Source organism: Enterococcus sp. AZ128, assembly GCF_051714485.1.
In the GTDB taxonomy this organism is placed as follows: Bacteria; Bacillota; Bacilli; order Lactobacillales; family Enterococcaceae; genus Enterococcus_A.
Genome location: NZ_JBIORZ010000001.1, coordinates 688,979 through 704,236 on the forward strand (window position 1 = coordinate 688,979; position 15,258 = coordinate 704,236).

At 39.2% G+C, this 15,258-nt stretch carries 17 protein-coding genes; 13 read left to right on the forward strand and 4 right to left on the reverse strand.

Annotation, left to right across the window (positions count from 1 at the left end):
* Positions 1-22 precede the first annotated feature (22 nt).
* The 11 genes from rbfA (at position 23) to IGI38_RS03280 (ending at position 9,346) form a co-directional block, all read left to right on the forward strand.
* On the forward strand, positions 23-370 hold the full coding sequence (rbfA, locus tag IGI38_RS03230) for a 30S ribosome-binding factor RbfA (RefSeq protein ID WP_438726606.1): 348 nt from the start codon (positions 23-25) through the stop codon (positions 368-370).
* A gap of 122 nt (positions 371-492) precedes the next feature.
* The gene (locus tag IGI38_RS03235) at positions 493-783 is read left to right on the forward strand and encodes a hypothetical protein (RefSeq protein WP_438726609.1); all 291 of its coding nucleotides are present in this window, start codon (positions 493-495) and stop codon (positions 781-783) included.
* Positions 784-787: 4 nt separating this feature from the next.
* The gene (locus tag IGI38_RS03240; RefSeq protein WP_438726612.1) at positions 788-2,869 is read left to right on the forward strand and encodes a cation:proton antiporter; all 2,082 of its coding nucleotides are present in this window, start codon (positions 788-790) and stop codon (positions 2,867-2,869) included.
* 209 nt (positions 2,870-3,078) lie between these two features.
* Positions 3,079-4,005 carry a tRNA pseudouridine(55) synthase TruB gene (truB, locus tag IGI38_RS03245; RefSeq protein WP_438730273.1) on the forward strand — a complete coding sequence of 309 codons (927 nt, stop codon included), beginning with the start codon at positions 3,079-3,081 and terminating at the stop codon, positions 4,003-4,005.
* Positions 4,006-4,075: 70 nt separating this feature from the next.
* The gene (gene ribF, locus IGI38_RS03250) at positions 4,076-5,023 is read left to right on the forward strand and encodes a riboflavin biosynthesis protein RibF (protein WP_438726615.1); all 948 of its coding nucleotides are present in this window, start codon (positions 4,076-4,078) and stop codon (positions 5,021-5,023) included.
* Positions 5,024-5,140: 117 nt separating this feature from the next.
* Complete coding sequence (locus tag IGI38_RS03255; protein ID WP_438726618.1) at positions 5,141-5,539, forward strand: GNAT family N-acetyltransferase; 399 nt, start codon at positions 5,141-5,143, stop codon at positions 5,537-5,539.
* 68 nt (positions 5,540-5,607) lie between these two features.
* On the forward strand, positions 5,608-6,330 hold the full coding sequence (locus tag IGI38_RS03260; protein ID WP_438726620.1) for an ABC transporter ATP-binding protein: 723 nt from the start codon (positions 5,608-5,610) through the stop codon (positions 6,328-6,330).
* Positions 6,323-7,063 carry an ABC transporter permease gene (locus tag IGI38_RS03265; protein ID WP_438726623.1) on the forward strand — a complete coding sequence of 247 codons (741 nt, stop codon included), beginning with the start codon at positions 6,323-6,325 and terminating at the stop codon, positions 7,061-7,063. Before IGI38_RS03260 ends, IGI38_RS03265 begins: the two co-directional genes overlap by 8 nt.
* 21 nt (positions 7,064-7,084) lie before the next feature.
* The gene (locus IGI38_RS03270) at positions 7,085-7,912 is read left to right on the forward strand and encodes a MerR family transcriptional regulator (protein WP_438726626.1); all 828 of its coding nucleotides are present in this window, start codon (positions 7,085-7,087) and stop codon (positions 7,910-7,912) included.
* Positions 7,913-8,065: 153 nt separating this feature from the next.
* A complete protein-coding gene (locus IGI38_RS03275) occupies positions 8,066-8,251 on the forward strand; it encodes a DUF6440 family protein (protein ID WP_438726629.1) in 186 nt (61 codons plus the stop codon).
* A 195-nt stretch (positions 8,252-8,446) separates the two neighbouring features.
* On the forward strand, positions 8,447-9,346 hold the full coding sequence (locus tag IGI38_RS03280) for a helix-turn-helix transcriptional regulator (protein WP_438726632.1): 900 nt from the start codon (positions 8,447-8,449) through the stop codon (positions 9,344-9,346).
* Between the two features lie 83 nt (positions 9,347-9,429).
* Here the strand turns inward: IGI38_RS03280 and IGI38_RS03285 are convergent, their stop codons facing one another.
* Positions 9,430-9,813, reverse strand: coding sequence for a hypothetical protein (locus IGI38_RS03285; protein WP_438726635.1), 384 nt, complete (start codon positions 9,811-9,813; stop codon positions 9,430-9,432).
* Between the two features lie 352 nt (positions 9,814-10,165).
* On the opposite strand from IGI38_RS03285, the gene IGI38_RS03290 reads away from it, so the two are divergent.
* The gene (locus tag IGI38_RS03290; RefSeq protein WP_438726638.1) at positions 10,166-11,332 is read left to right on the forward strand and encodes a pyridoxal phosphate-dependent aminotransferase; all 1,167 of its coding nucleotides are present in this window, start codon (positions 10,166-10,168) and stop codon (positions 11,330-11,332) included.
* 38 nt (positions 11,333-11,370) lie between these two features.
* Here the strand turns inward: IGI38_RS03290 and IGI38_RS03295 are convergent, their stop codons facing one another.
* Positions 11,371-11,571, reverse strand: coding sequence for a hypothetical protein (locus tag IGI38_RS03295; protein WP_438726641.1), 201 nt, complete (start codon positions 11,569-11,571; stop codon positions 11,371-11,373).
* Positions 11,572-11,815: 244 nt separating this feature from the next.
* Here IGI38_RS03295 and IGI38_RS03300 point away from each other — a divergent pair, with 244 nt between their 5' ends.
* Positions 11,816-12,688 carry a phosphate ABC transporter substrate-binding protein PstS family protein gene (locus IGI38_RS03300; protein ID WP_438726644.1) on the forward strand — a complete coding sequence of 291 codons (873 nt, stop codon included), beginning with the start codon at positions 11,816-11,818 and terminating at the stop codon, positions 12,686-12,688.
* Positions 12,689-12,758: 70 nt separating this feature from the next.
* On the opposite strand, the gene IGI38_RS03305 is transcribed toward IGI38_RS03300, so the two are convergent.
* Positions 12,759-14,495 carry an ATP-binding protein gene (locus tag IGI38_RS03305; RefSeq protein ID WP_438726647.1) on the reverse strand — a complete coding sequence of 579 codons (1,737 nt, stop codon included), beginning with the start codon at positions 14,493-14,495 and terminating at the stop codon, positions 12,759-12,761.
* Positions 14,492-15,187 carry a response regulator transcription factor gene (locus IGI38_RS03310; protein WP_438726650.1) on the reverse strand — a complete coding sequence of 232 codons (696 nt, stop codon included), beginning with the start codon at positions 15,185-15,187 and terminating at the stop codon, positions 14,492-14,494. Before IGI38_RS03310 ends, IGI38_RS03305 begins: the two co-directional genes overlap by 4 nt.
* Positions 15,188-15,258: the final 71 nt, after the last annotated feature.

Sequence of the window (15,258 nt, forward strand, 5' to 3'; positions counted from 1 at the left end):
TATGAACAAGGAGGCAGTTGTTATGCCAAATTATCGCGATCGTCGTCTCGCTCAAGAGATTTTAAAAGAAGTCAATGACATCTTGCGAAAAAAAGTTCGTGATCCGCGAGTTCAAGATGTAAACATTACTGATGTACATGTTACAGGTGACTTGCAACAAGCGACGATTTATTACAGCCTACTATCTGATAAAGCTTCAGATAAGGAAAAGGCGCAAGAAGGCTTGAATAAAGCTAGCGGATTAATTCGTCGTGAATTGGGTCAGGCTTTGTCAATTTACAAGACACCAGAATTGTTTTTTGAACTAGATGAATCAGTTGAGTATGGTTCTAAGATTGATCAAATGATTCGTGACTTAAATAAAGAATAAATTCGTTAGAACCCGAGAAATTTTTCGGGTTCTTTTTTGCATTATTGGACAAATACTGTTAAAGTGTATGCAGTTTGTAAGTAATCCTTTTGCTGGATATTTTCAAGGAGGCATAGTCTAAAATGACTACAGAATTTGAAGAACGGATGAAGGCGCTCCATAAAGAATTTGAAAACTTGAGCCCTGAAGAACGCAAAGCCGTTAAACAAAAGATAAAGAGAATTAATGTCTTAACTTCTCGTAAATTAGAACGAATGAAGCATGACTTATTACGTATGGAAACCAAACGTGCACAACTTTCATTAGATGGTGAATCAAAAGAACTGTCTGATTTAGAAGATCGAATAATTAGTAAGAAAAGAGAATTCTTAAAACTATTATTCAAAGCAAAAGAGAACTGTTCCAAGAGGTGATTGAATGGGCTTAATCGAGATTATTATCATCTTAGCCATTGCCATTACCTTATCGAATGTTTTAGCAAAAGTTTTTCCTTCTTTTCCTATTTTTATGATTCAAATTATTACCGGCATCGTACTTGGATTGACTGAAGTGGGGAGTTCTATCACTTTTGAACCGGAAGTTTTTTTAGTAATGATTATTGCGCCACTACTGTTTCGTGAAGGGGAGACCGCAGATATCCCTTCGATTTTGAAGCATTTTGGATTGATTCTGCTGCTTGCTTTTGGCGGGGTGCTTTTCACGCTGCTTGGCTTAGGTTTTGTTCTGCATAGTATTTTGCCGACGATTCCGATTGCAGCTTGTTTGGCTTTCGGAGCTTCTTTAGGACCAACGGATGCTGTAGCGGTCAGTTCATTGGCAAAGCGATTGAACATTCCTGAATCAGTTATGCATGTCTTAGAAGGCGAGGGCCTGATCAATGATGCGACAGGTGTAACGGCCTTTCAGTTTGCTGTAGCAGCCTTGTTAACTGGACAATTCTCGGCGGCTGATGCGTCGGTTTCCTTGCTGGAATCGAGTATTGTCGGTGTGTTGGTTGGTTTAGCCATTATATGGATAAAAAATGAGATTATAAAAATCATTGAACGGATATCCGCTCAAGATGTATCAGCCTATTTGTTGATTGAATTAATTTTGCCATTTGCGGCTTATTTTATTGCCGAACTGTTTCATGCTTCGGGAATCATCGCGGCAGTCGTTACGGGCGTGCTTCAAGCAACTGGATTTCGGCGGGTCAACCTATTTGAGGCACAACTGTCCAGTGTGACTGAGAGCTCTTGGAGTACAATTAGTTTCATGTTAAATGCTTTAGTATTCATTTTCCTAGGAATTGAATTGTCTCAAGTCTTTTCTCCTGTATGGAATAGTCGAAATTATTCAAATATTCACCTTCTGGGGATTGTACTAATATTAACAGTCCTGCTGTTTGTTTTACGGTTTCTGTTTGTCAGCGGCTTTTACATTGTGACACAAGGCTGGAAAAAAAGTCATGGGCAATTAAGAGATCGTTTGTTGTTGACCTTTGGTGGTGTCAAAGGAACTGTCAGTATTGCAACGATCTTTATTTTACCAACAGCGATTAACGGGATTGAATTTCCTGAACGCTCATTGTTGTTGTTTATTACGGCCTGTGTGACCTTTCTAACATTAATTATTGGCATGGTTTTATTGCCGATTTTATCTGAGGGTGAGGTAGTACCACCAACTGATCCGAAATTGATGTTGATTTTACGTGAAGTTATTAGTGAGCTTTATGATGATTTGGACAACAAAAAGTTGAATGAAAAGGAGCGTTTTGCTCTGCTTGCAGTAATTGCGAATTATCAAGGGCGGATTCAAATGGTCTTTAATAATTCAATGCCGGAGAGTGCGCAACAAGAATTTCAAGAAATCCAAGCATTGATCATTTCTGTTGAGCGTGATGGATTAGATGAGAGTTTTAGAAGACACCAAATTGATTCAGGAGCTTATCGGTTGTATTCTCGATTCATTTCAAATGTATCCGAATCTGTGACGAAACAAATGTTATCATTGCTTAGTTTCTGGTTGATTTTTGTGCGACGGATTATACGTGTGATTATGCATCCAAAAATGTTTTGGCAGCGTAGGCAGAAGCGTAAGGAAACAGTCGATAATGAAGATATTTCTTCGCTTAGAAAGATTTTTATCCGTAACAGCGAAGCCATTCTTGATAGTTTGGAAAACTTACGAGATGTGTACGATGAAGACTTGATTGATTTCTTTATTGATGAACGTAAAAATTTGATGCATCAAGTAAGCGGTCATGGTCTATTTGGGACGTATTTGATTCAACAAGATCCGCTTTATGCTAAAGAATTGATTCGCGGATTTTACTTGGAGAGAAAAATTATTGATCGTTATGAAGTAAATGAGGATATTTCAAATTTCGCCGCAAATAATTATCGTCATCAAGTCAATCAATTAGAGTCTTACGCTATGCAGCAACCGTCAGATCCGAGTATTTCATTCGTGATCAATCGGCAACGTCGAAAGAAAAAAGCGAAAGAAAATAATTACTAAACCGTCATTTTTTAATGACGGTTTTTTAGCAACCCAAAGGCTTCATTACTTCTTGAATAGTAATTTCGGTAGTGACAATTTCTGCAGAACTATTCACCTGAATTAATTGGGGAATTATGATGCAGCGGGTGCGTAGTTGACTTGCCAATTCTCAGATAAGCTATGCTATAATGGGAACGTTGATTATAAAAGGAAATGAGGAAACAGCGATGGACGGTATTTTGCCGTTATGGAAGGAACGCGGCATGACGAGTCATGACTGTGTCTTTAAATTAAGAAAAATATTACAGACTAAAAAAGTTGGACATGGTGGAACTTTAGACCCCGATGTGGATGGTGTGTTGCCGATCTGTATTGGAAAAGGGACAAAAGTGATCGAATATTTGCAGGACAGTGGAAAGATTTATGAAGGTGAGATTACACTGGGGTTTTCTACAACGACAGAGGACCGCAGCGGGGATGTTGTCGAAACTAAATCAGTAACTACACCATTGTCAATTGAAGAGATTGATCAAATGATGGGGATATTTATCGGGACGATCAAACAAATACCGCCGATGTATTCAGCTGTCAAAGTTAATGGCAAACGCTTATATGAATATGCACGAGCCGGTGAAACTGTTGAACGGCCTGAGCGTGAAGCAGTGATTGAGAGTTTCCAACGAACGACTGCTCCTGTTTATAATGAAGAGAATAAAACACAGAGCTGGCGCTTTCAAGTTACTTGCGGCAAAGGGACTTACGTTCGGACATTAGCAGTGGATCTAGGTGAGAAACTCGGTTACCCTGCTCATATGTCTGACTTAACACGTTTAGCCAGTGGTGGTTTTTCGGTTGGTCAAGCTGTCACTTTGGCGCAAGTCAGTGAATTGATGGAAACAAATCAGATCGATCAGGCATTACAACCGATTGAAGAAGCTATGAAAGAATTTCCGCGAATTGATTTAACAACTGCTGATTGGCAAAAAGTAAAAAATGGGCAAGTATTGCCAATGAAGTCTTTTGGGATTGAAAAAATGCCAGAGGAGTTGCTTGCATTCTTCTACCAAAATCAATTAGTCAGTCTTTATGGACAGCATCCGGAAAAAAATTGGCTTTTGAAGCCTAGTAAAGTGATTCGAAACGATCTTAGTTAGGTTCTGTATCGTCTAGTTGGACAATCAAACATTAAATAAATTTATTGTTAGGATTCAGGAGGTATAGCAGATGGATATTATAAAACTACGCCATCCCTATAAAGCAGAAGAAATTCCTGTAGGGGATTGCGTGTTAGTTCTAGGTTTTTTTGATGGCGTCCACCGTGGTCATCAAGAAGTCATTAATACTGGTAAGAAAATTGCAAAAGAAAAAAAATTGAAGTTAGCGGTCATGACATTTAACCAACATCCTGCAGTTGTGTTTCAGCAAGTTCAAAGCAAACCAATTAAATATCTTTCTACTTTAAGACAGAAAGAGGAACGAATGGCTGAACTGGGTGTGGATTTACTCTATGAAGTAGCTTTCACCTCGTCATTTGCTGCGCTGAATCCGCAAGCGTTTGTTGATCAGTATATTGTTGATTTGCATGGGAAGGTGGCAGTTTCAGGGTTTGATTATAATTTTGGAAAAGATCAAACTGCCGATGCCAAGCACCTTCCTAAATATGCGAAAGATCGCTTTGAGGTCGTAATTGTTGATAAAAAAACCGAAGAACATGAAACAGAAAAAATCAGTTCTTCTCGAATTCGTCGTTTATTGTCAGAAGGCCGTTTAGACGAAGCCAATCATTTGTTAGGGTATATTTATGAAATTAGCGGAACAGTGATTCATGGTGAGGCTCGTGGAAGGTCATTAGGCTATCCAACAGCAAACATTCAAGTACCTGATGATATGAAATTGCCAAAAGAAGGGGTCTATGTGAATCAGATCAAAATTGGCGATGAGTGGTATCCGGCTATGGGATCGATCGGTCATAATGATACATTCGGTTCAAATCGTATGCTGACGGTTGAGATCAATATTTTGGATTTCAATCAGGAAATTTATGGTGAGAAGGTAAAGGTTCGCTGGTATCATATGCTGCGTGGACAAGTAGCTTTTGAATCGGTTGAGGGTTTAATTAAGCAGCTCGATGCTGATGAGCAAGCAACAAGAGAATATTTTAATCAGCTATAAGACATTCAGAAATGAGTGTCTTTTTTTGTCGGCAAATAATTAATTGAACTTCGAATAAACGAACGGAAGCAGAACTGACTGGTTTTTGCTATCATAAAAGGAAAAGGAGTTTTTCGAATGGGAAAGAGTTGGCACATTCGTCGGTATAAAAAAACGGATGAGAAGAACTTATTTGCGATGATGGCAAAAGAAGCGGAGTGGGGCGAGTATTGTGTTGGTCGGAATAGGGTAAAGTATGAGACTGCCTTGCAAACCTCTCTCACCTACTTGCTTTTTGAGGATGAAAAAATTTGCGGGTATGCACGTTGCCGCGAGGACGATGGTTTTGGTGTCTATGTTTACGATCTTTTAGTTGATGCGAATTGTCGTGGCAAAAACTATGGCCGCTACTTAATGGAGCAAGTTTATAAGGATTTTCCTGAGCAAACGACTTATGTGATGAGCGATGTTGATCCCTATTATGAAAAACAAGGGTATCAGAAAGAAGGCACAATTTTTATTGTAAAACCGCAATAAGTTTTCTTAAACGGTTGACTCTCCCTTAACAGGAGACACTATTCTGTTAATGAAAGGGGAGGATCATCGTGAATACAGCTATCGAAGCGAAACAATTAACAAAGGAAATCGGCGGAAAAAAGATCGTCAACCAACTATCCTTCACCATCAACAAAGGTGAAGTTTTTGGTCTCTTGGGACCAAACGGAGCAGGCAAAACGACGACCATCGAAACACTTTTGGGAATCAAGCGACCTGACCAAGGCTCTACTAGGATTCTAGGATTAGATCCACGAAAGCAGCGTCGAGAAGTATTTGAGAAAGTTGGGGTACAGTTGCAATCATCCAGCTATCAAAATAATATCCGCGTTGGCGAGCTGTGTCGAGAGCTTTCAAGTCTTTATAAACAGCCCAGAAATTATCAAGAACTGTTAAGTCTATTTAAGTTGGAGAGATTCGAGACTCAACTTGTTGAGAAACTATCTGGTGGAGAAAGACAAAAACTTTCGATCGTACTGGCATTGATCCCTGACCCGGAGATTATTTTTTTGGACGAATTGACGACAGGGTTAGATACGGAGGCACGCAGAAGTGTTTGGCAAACCTTGCTCAAATTAAAGGAGACGAAGCTAACAATCTTTTTGACCACACATTATATGGAAGAGGCTGAGATTCTTTGTGATCGTATCTATCTAATCAAGCGAGGAAACGTGGTAACGGAAGGAACGGTTTCCGAACTGCTGGCGGAGAGCGCCCAAAATAATTTGGAGGACGCTTATCTTTGGTTCTTAGGGGAGGATGACTATGAGTAAGGTGATCAGTTTAGCAAAAATTGAGGGGAAGCTAGCAATTCGATCAATTGATGGGATACTTTTCGGTATGGGGATGCCTTTAGGGGTGCTGCTATTGACGACGATGATCGCAGGAGATAAACAAGCGGGCAATGCTTCTTATACGTTTTTAGACAGCAGTTTTAGTTCATTGCTGGTAGTCGGTATATGCGCGACTGCATTCATGGGGATTCCTTTAACGATTTGTGATTATCGGGATAAGAAAATATTGAAGCACTTTTTCGTGACCCCAGCGTCACCTGCACATTTAATCGCTACTCAGGTATTGGTCGCGACGGTCACCGCTGTGATTTCTGCCAGCCTAGTAACATTTGTGTCAATTGTCTTTCTTGGTTATCGGATGCGAGGAAGCTGGCTGCTATTGATTGCGAGTTATTTTTTGGTTATGATTGCCATGTACAGCCTAGGACTACTGATTGCCAGTTTATGTAAAAATATGAAGATTGCTAATTTAGTTTGCAGCTTGGTCTACTTTCCGATGCTCTTTTTATCGGGAGCCGTGATTCCGTTTGAAATTTTTCCTAGTGGAATGCAAAAGGTTGCGAGTGTGCTTCCCCTAACTCAAGGGGTTCAGTTATTAAAAAGTGTTAGTCTCAATCAGCCGGTTGGACATCCGCAATTTGTTCTGATTCTTTTGAGTGTGATCACGATCGTAGGATTTGGTTTGGCAGCAAAATTCTTTCGTTGGGAATAAAAAATAAAAGGGGGAGATTTCATGGAACAGGACTGTCAAAAGGTGGAGGAAAAACTTTATCGAATTGGGATGTTCTCCAAAATGAACCAAGTTACGATCAAAACGTTGCGATATTATGATGAAGTGGGACTATTGCGGCCCCGTTTCATTGATCCAGATAACGGCTATCGCTATTATAGTTCAAGTCAGTTAGAACCACTGCATCGACTATTAGCGCTTCGTCGCATCGGCTATAGTATTGAGGAAATCAAACAGGTACAAGAGGGTGTAAGTGAGCAGCGTATCTTGCAACGAAAGAAACAACAGCTACTGAAAGAAATTTCCGAACGGATGTCCATGTTATCTCAGATCGAGGGATACCTGCAACAAGATGAAGAAAATTATCATATGGTAGTTAAAAAATTACCATCAGCTATCGTTGCATCGACGAGAAAAATTGTACCCAACTTTCAGGCGTTATTCTCAACAATTCCAGATATGGGTGAGCAGATGGAAAAAGCCGGTTGTGTCTGTGAGGTGCCAGAATATTGCTTTAATATTTATCATGACAATGAGTATAAAGAAGAGAATATTGATATTGAAGTTTGCGAAGCTGTCACTGAAATGAAAGAAGACGTTGGCAATTTGAAGTTTAAGCGGATTGAAGAAGTTCCGGAAGCGGTTTGCACGATGCATAAAGGATCGTATGGCAATATTCCTAAAGCTTATGCGGCAGCGATCAGGTTCGTTGAAAACAATGGCTACGAAATTATTGATTCAGCGCGCGAAAACTATATTGATGGCATTTGGAATAAGGATAAAGAAGAGGATTGGTTGACTGAGATCCAGCTTCCCGTAAGAAAAGTTTGAAACAAAAAAAGAAATCTTTGTAAAAAAGGTTTCTTTTTTTATGATTTTGTTGAAGGATAATGACATTATACGATTGTTTGCGGTAGTTTGTTATGCTACGCTAGATTTAGCTCCAATGAAAGCGTTATATAAAAACAGAAAGAAGGAATGAAAATGGCAAAGGAACGTTTTGTAAGGGTTTATTCTCAAGGGAAATTAGACGCGATTATGATTTTTGTCGATCGTGAGACTGGAGTCAACTACATTTTTAATAAGGTTGGCTATGCTGGTGGGTTAACCCCATTGTTGGATAAAGAGGGGAAACCAGTCATTACGCCGATTGAAGAATTAACCGAATAAGAAACAGCACTAGCAAACAAGCTTACGTTATACTCTTATGCTAAACTTTTAATATAGAGATATAGGATATCAGACCAACGAGCGTAATTAAGCAAAAAATAGTCAGTAATCAAGCTGAAAATACGAATTGCTGTGAGGTCAAAATTATCTTCTATACGCAAAGAAGCGAATTATTAATAGCAAGGAGTGCGTGTAATGCATGCTTGGGAAGCCATTCAAAAATCAGTAGATTATGTTGAAGAAAACATCAAAGAAGAATTAACGATTGAAAAATTAGCACAAGTGTCGTATTTGTCGCTGTATTATTTTCAAAAATTATTTAACCGATTAGTTGGTAAAACGGTGAATGAGTACATCAAAGCGAGGAGAGTCGCTAATGCGAAAGCGTTATTGAAATCCACGGATCAGAAAATCGTAGATATCGCTCTTGAATATGGTTTTAATAGCCATGAAACGTTTACGAAAGCATTTAAAGAGATTTATGGTGTTACTCCTGAGACCTATCGCAAAAATAACCTACTATTAACGGACTTCTTAAAACCAGATTTGTCAATGTACTATACGCTGGTGGATGAAGCTGTACCTCTGATGGTGGATGATATGGTATTAGAGGTAAATCGACGCAAAATAAGCACAATAGAGTACTATACAGGTATTTCTAGACAAATCAATTCTAGAGAAATGAACAAGGTTGGGGTCAATGTTTTAATCGAATTATGGAATGCGTTCCATGAAAAGAAAGAGACCATTCCCAATTTATTGAAAGATGGGCTTGAGATTGATTATTTTACATGTGACACTACTCCTGGAAAAGTTCAGTATTTTGTGGGCGGTCAATCCGATGATAACGAGGTAGCAGGCTTCACTCAGTTTGGTATAGAACCTGGTGATTTTTATGTCTGCACATTCGAAGCAGAGAATTTTAAATACTTAGTAGAGGATGCTTTATATAAAGCAAATAAATATTTCTTTGAAACGTGGCTGCCGAGACATGGCATTGAAATGACGGATATGGAACCATTCTTGATTCAAAAATATGTAAATGTGACGGACGAGCCCAAAATCGAAATATGGATTAAGCCTACAAAAAAATAGTAACTAACGGATAAGCAAAGCTTCAGGTCAATTAGATGATCTGAAGCTTTTTATGAAGAACTTCTGGCTGAAGCGGAACTACGTTAGTTCTTTTTTTCTTTACCAATTGAGAGTTCGGTTTCTTTATGAAGAACATATCCCCAAAAAATTCCAGTCAATTGTGTGATCAAAAAAAGCGCGATCAGCGGAATCGAAGCTACGAAGGGAGAGGATGTGTGATATAAACGAACTAACGGACTTTTTGAAAGAATAAGAGCGCAGCTCAGCAGTATATTGATGGCATTCCCAGATATCAATAAGGGAAGTTGTTGAGTGATTTTGGCATAAAATCCGATGATTACTGTGAGCACTAGGAATAGAAAAATTCCTACGATCGAATCAAAAAGGTAATCAATCGCTAATGAAAGATGGACATAAGGAATCAAATAGAAAATAAACGGTAATTGCATGATTCGTTTCTTGCTCATCACAGAGACCTCCCTGAAATATTTTTTTCTATGGTTATTTTATGACTGTTAAATAGTCAATACAACATAAAAGTCGAATTAAAACTTGATAATTAGGGTTATTTTATGTTGCTATCAACAAATCATTACCTGATTGGAACTAAATTTTTCTTTTTAAAGTAAGTTTTTCGATTCTAAAAAAGAAAAGAAAGTTAAACTATGAATTTTATAAAAAGTCGAGTGTTGAGGGGATCTAATGACTGAAATAGGCAGAAATCTTTGTAAAATGCGACTGCGAAGCAAATAATAGCGCGATAGTTTTGCTTTACTATCTGAGAGATTGTGATAATATGATTAAAAATGGAGGGGTTATATGAATAAATTGCAAGATCGGTTTAACAAAAATGTATACGAAATCGCTGTCTCATTGATTCGTCAATTTGATGAAAAGGTCTCTGGCATTCCTAATATGTTGAAGTTGACATTAGGCGAGCCGGATTTTAATACCCCTGAGCATGTCAAAGAAGCAGGGCAGCAAGCGATCAAAGATAATTTCAGCCATTATACCGGTATGTCTGGCTTGATTGACGTTCGAGAAGCAGCGAGCCGTTTTTTATCTGAAAAATATACAGTCAATTATGAACCGACTACCGAGGTTTTAGTAACGGTAGGAGCAACTGAGGCATTATCGGCCAGCTTATTGTCTATTTTAGAGCCTGGGGATAAAGTATTGCTTCCGGCACCAACTTATCCTGGATACGAACCATTGATTTTATTGGCGGGTGCAGAGCCGATTTACATTGATACTCGAGAAACGGGATTTGTTTTAACACCTGAGCAGATCGATCAAGCGATGGCAAAGCATGGAGATAGGGTCAAAGCGATCATCATCACATCGCCATCAAATCCAACGGGAGTAGCTTATAATGAAGCAGAGGTTTCTGCGTTGAGTGAGACGTTGAAAAAGTACTCGATTTTTGTGATCAGCGATGAAATTTATAGTGAATTAAATTATGAGACGAAGCACGTTTCGTTTGGAAAATATTTGAGGGAACAAACGATCTTAATCAATGGCTTATCCAAATCTCACGCTATGACCGGCTGGCGTATCGGCTTTATTTTTGCACCGGCAGAGTTGACGGAGCAAATTATAAAAGTCCATCAGTATTTGGTGACAGCTGCATCAACGATCTCACAAAAGGCGGCGGTTCGAGCGCTAGTTCAAGGAATCTCCGATGCTGAGGGAATGAGAGAAGAGTATCGCGAACGGCGCGATTATGTATATCAAGTGATGACCAGACTGGGATTTGAAGTGGCTCGTCCTTCTGGCGCCTTTTATATCTTCGCTAAAATACCAGCAGATCTAGAGCAAGACTCGATGGCCTTCTGTATTGATTTAGCTGAAAAAAATCAATTAGCTATTATTCCAGGTATTGACTTTGGTCCAGAAGGTGAAGGTTATGTTCGAATCAGTTATGCGGCTTCGATGGAAAATTTAATAGAAGCAATGAATCGCCTAACAGCATATGTAGAGAAATAGAAAGAAACGATCAAATCGAAAGGATTTGATCGTTTCTTTTATTTGTTCAAGTAATTGAATAGGCCACTGATTGTTTTGTCGGACAGGTTGAGTTCTTTACCATCAACCGTTGCACTCACCACACGATAATAGTCAGGCAGGTCTGGAACTTCTTTTAACTGTGCAGCAACAAAATCATTGGCAGCAGTATACGTTTTTTCTTTTTTTGAGTCATTCAATTCATAAGTGATTACTAACATTTTAATTCGCTTCTCTCGTTTGTAATTTTCATTGCATGGGTATTGTACAACAAAACTAATCATAAGTAAGTTATTTTGTCTTTACCAAATATTTACAGTTCTTTACGGATCATTTACATGCATTCAACATGATATTTACTTTTCATTGGTAAAGTAACCATGTATTAAAGATAAGGAATACGGCAAATAGAGTTGAGCCGATTTCTTAGAATGAATGCATTATCTATTATAAGGAGCGTACATGATGAAGAAAATTATTTTAGCATTAGCATTTTCAGGGATTATCTTAGCTGGATGTGGGACTGGTAGCGCAACGAAAGATTCTAGTTCAGCAAAAGAGGATACAGCGAAAATTACAGCAGTGGGTTCAACAGCCTTGCAGCCGTTAGTTGATGCGGCGCAAGAAAGCTACACTCAAGATCATCCAAATGTTCAAATCTCTGTTCAAGGGGGCGGCAGCGGCACTGGGTTAAGTCAAGTTGAGAGCGGCTCAGTAGAAATCGGCAACTCAGATGTTTTCGCTGAGGAAAAAGACGGTGTAGATGCTAGTAAATTAGTTGATCACAAAGTAGCAGTTGTTGGTTTTGTTCCAGTGGTTAATAAGGATGTTGGTGTAAAAGATATTACTAAACAGCAATTAATCGATATCTTTACAGGAAAAATCAAAAATTGGAAAGAGCTCGGCGGAAAAGATGAAGCAATTCAAGTAGTGAACCGTGCGTCAGGCAGCGGCACTCGTGCGACTTTTGAAAAATGGGGATTAGACGGGAAAGAAACAATTCAGTCACAAGAACAGGATTCATCGGGAACGGTGAAAAAAATCGTGGCGCAAACACCAGGTGCAATCAGTTACCTTGCGTTGTCTTATGTTGATGACAGCCTGCAAGCCTTGCAATTAGATGGTGTAACAGCGAATGACAAAAATATCACTACTAACAAATGGCCAATCTGGTCTTATGAACACATGTATACAAATGGGAAACCAGAAAAGGCATTAGCTGATTTCTTGAAATACATGACAAGCGATGACATACAATCGGGTCCAGTCAAAGAGTTAGGCTACTTGCCAATTACCTCAATGAAAGTAGAACGCTCTGCTGACGGTACAGTGAAATAAGAGTCTTCCAAGTGAAGAGAACATGATAGCTTCCCCAAATAAAAAAGGATCGCGGATTAGTCCGCGGTCCTTATTTGTTTGGCAATCTAATAGTAAAGGTCGATCCAAGTTTCGGATGACTTTCGACTTCGACAGTACCACCAAGAATTTCGCTGTATTCCTTGACGATAGCAAGACCTAGCCCGGTTCCGCCTGAGTGTCGGGCACGAGCCTTATCTACACGATAAAAACGCTCGAAAATACGTTTTTGATCCTCCTTTGACATACCGATGCCATGATCTGTGACAGTTATTTCCAATTGTTCTCCTAAACGATAACCTAACTCGATCAAACTCCCTTCAGGAGAATACTGAATCGCATTTTCTAGAAGATTTTTAAGGATCGGTTGGAAAAAGGTCAAGCGCGTTTGGTAGAAACAATTTTCAGCGCCGTCAATTGTGACAGTAATTTGTTTGTTCTTTAGTAAATGCTCATATAGATCAATTTGCTGATGCAGAAAATAATTTAGTTCGATCGTTTGTCGATCTTCAGCTAGATCATCACTGTCTTTTGATAGTTCAATAATATCTTGAATCAATCGTTGTAAACGTTTTGCGTCGTTTTGCATAATGGTCAAGAATTCATCTGTCAATTCGGGGTCGTCTTTGGCACCATCTAGTAAGGTTTCTGTAAACCCTAATAAAGATGTTACCGGTGTTTTTAATTCGTGAGAAACATTTCCGACAAAATCACGCTGAATTTTTTCTAAGCGTCGAACATGGGTCAGGTCATAGACAGTTCCCATAACTTGATCCCCTTTGATTTCATTTTCGATATAGCGCAAACGAATATCTAGGTTCATGGAGCTTGGCAGTTTTGCCGAAATTTCCCGATGAACTTGATTTTTGTCCACTAGGACTTGTTGGATTAATTGAATAAATTTATTGTCCTCAATGACTTGCCAATAATAATGCTGGCTAGCACCACCGATTTGCAATAATTCTTCCATCGCTGGATTGATCATGATAAAACGTCCTTCGGTATCGATAATGAAAACACCGATGGTCAGCTCATGGAAGAGTGTTGAAAATTGCTCTTCAGTGGAGGTATACGCAGCGTAAGTTTCATTCAACTGCTCACTGATCTGATTGACTGTGATATAGAGCTCTTGCCATTGCGGCGAGTTTTGCATAATGTAATTACTTTTTTCTGGTTCTTTTAACATGCGCTGCAAGACCGGCAACACGGTTTCGATTGGTCGATTTCGTTGATAGGTCAAATAACAGATGATTAAATAAATAAACGCGTAAAATAAGAATAAGATAATAAAAATCGACCGCTGAAAGTTCCGTGTTTTCGGTTGAAAGGCGGAAGTTCTCTTTGCGACACGCAGAATCCCTACCGTTTCATTACCAGAGCGGATTGGCTGAGCAGTATATAGCAGTTCAGTTTTTAACGTAGTGCTGTAGCGAACCGATGAGCCGACAGCGTTGCTGGCTAAAACGATTTTTACTTCCGGCCGGTTCTCACGACTGCCTGAGAGATTTGGCTCGGTGCTATCAAAAATAATATTCCCTTTAGCATCTAATAACGTGATTCGATCATTTGCTTCTTTAGAAAAGCTCTCGATTGCAGCTCGATTACTATCTGAGTCGAGCTGCTCTACATTGAGTCGATGAATCATAAGCTCTCCATTGCTGGACAAGAATTCTTCTTGTTGCTCCAATAATTCTTTGGTGTAAAAATGATTGGCTAGTTTCCAACTGCCAAAAAAGAGCAGACAGATCAGCAGAAAGGGAATGAGATAGTCTAAGTGCTTGCGTTTCATTGGGCTGGTACCTGAAATTTATAACCAAAGCCCCGAACTGTCTGTAAGTATTGGGGATGCTTTGGATCAACCTCAATTTTCTCCCGAAGATGTGAAACATGGACATCCACGATCCGGCTTTGCCCAGAAAAATCATATTGCCAAATTCGGTCAAGCAGGGTGTCGCGGTCAATTACTCGTTCTTTACGTTTCATGAAATAAACGAGCAGCTCAAATTCCTTCGGTGTTAATTCGATTTTTTCATCACGGACAGTCACTTGATAGTTAGAAAGATCCGCCTTGATTTCGCCGGCTGTCAGGAATTCATGTTCAACAACTTCTTGGCGTGGCTCCACTCGCCGGAAGATAGCTTTCATCCGAGCTAATACTTCTCGTGGAGAAAATGGTTTAGTCAAGTAATCATCAGCACCAATCTCCAACCCTAAAATGCGATCAATAGCATCGTCTTTAGCAGTGAGCATTAAAATAGGTGTATCAATTTTTTCCTGGCGCAATTTTTTGGCGATTTCCAGACCATCCATCGATGGCAGCATGACGTCTAAAATAATGAAATCAAATTTTTCATTCAAGGCCAATTCATAGCCTTCTTTTCCGTTCTCGGCGGTAGTAACAGCGTACCCCTCTTTTTCTAAATTAAAGCTTAATAACTTTACGATCGAAAGCTCGTCGTCTACGACTAATACACGTTTCATAAGTGTCTCCTTTTAAAAAAACTTTTCATTTGTGAAAGACTATTTCCGTACCTGAATAAATGGTATAATGG

Bases quoted from the DNA above. Each gene is read 5' to 3' on its own strand.
- IGI38_RS03270 (WP_438726626.1), top strand. From the start codon at position 7,085: ATGGAACAGGACTGTCAAAAGGTGGAGGAAAAACTTTATCGAATTGGG.
- IGI38_RS03300 (WP_438726644.1), top strand. From the start codon at position 11,816: ATGAAGAAAATTATTTTAGCATTAGCATTTTCAGGGATTATCTTAGCT.
- truB (WP_438730273.1), top strand. From the start codon at position 3,079: ATGGACGGTATTTTGCCGTTATGGAAGGAACGCGGCATGACGAGTCAT.
- IGI38_RS03310 (WP_438726650.1), bottom strand. From the start codon at position 15,187: ATGAAACGTGTATTAGTCGTAGACGACGAGCTTTCGATCGTAAAGTTA.
- IGI38_RS03235 (WP_438726609.1), top strand. From the start codon at position 493: ATGACTACAGAATTTGAAGAACGGATGAAGGCGCTCCATAAAGAATTT.
- IGI38_RS03295 (WP_438726641.1), bottom strand. From the start codon at position 11,571: ATGTTAGTAATCACTTATGAATTGAATGACTCAAAAAAAGAAAAAACG.
- IGI38_RS03290 (WP_438726638.1), top strand. From the start codon at position 10,166: ATGAATAAATTGCAAGATCGGTTTAACAAAAATGTATACGAAATCGCT.
- IGI38_RS03240 (WP_438726612.1), top strand. From the start codon at position 788: ATGGGCTTAATCGAGATTATTATCATCTTAGCCATTGCCATTACCTTA.
- IGI38_RS03305 (WP_438726647.1), bottom strand. From the start codon at position 14,495: ATGAAACGCAAGCACTTAGACTATCTCATTCCCTTTCTGCTGATCTGT.
- IGI38_RS03280 (WP_438726632.1), top strand. From the start codon at position 8,447: ATGCATGCTTGGGAAGCCATTCAAAAATCAGTAGATTATGTTGAAGAA.
- IGI38_RS03255 (WP_438726618.1), top strand. From the start codon at position 5,141: ATGGGAAAGAGTTGGCACATTCGTCGGTATAAAAAAACGGATGAGAAG.
- IGI38_RS03285 (WP_438726635.1), bottom strand. From the start codon at position 9,813: ATGAGCAAGAAACGAATCATGCAATTACCGTTTATTTTCTATTTGATT.
- IGI38_RS03275 (WP_438726629.1), top strand. From the start codon at position 8,066: ATGGCAAAGGAACGTTTTGTAAGGGTTTATTCTCAAGGGAAATTAGAC.
- IGI38_RS03265 (WP_438726623.1), top strand. From the start codon at position 6,323: ATGAGTAAGGTGATCAGTTTAGCAAAAATTGAGGGGAAGCTAGCAATT.
- rbfA (WP_438726606.1), top strand. From the start codon at position 23: ATGCCAAATTATCGCGATCGTCGTCTCGCTCAAGAGATTTTAAAAGAA.
- ribF (WP_438726615.1), top strand. From the start codon at position 4,076: ATGGATATTATAAAACTACGCCATCCCTATAAAGCAGAAGAAATTCCT.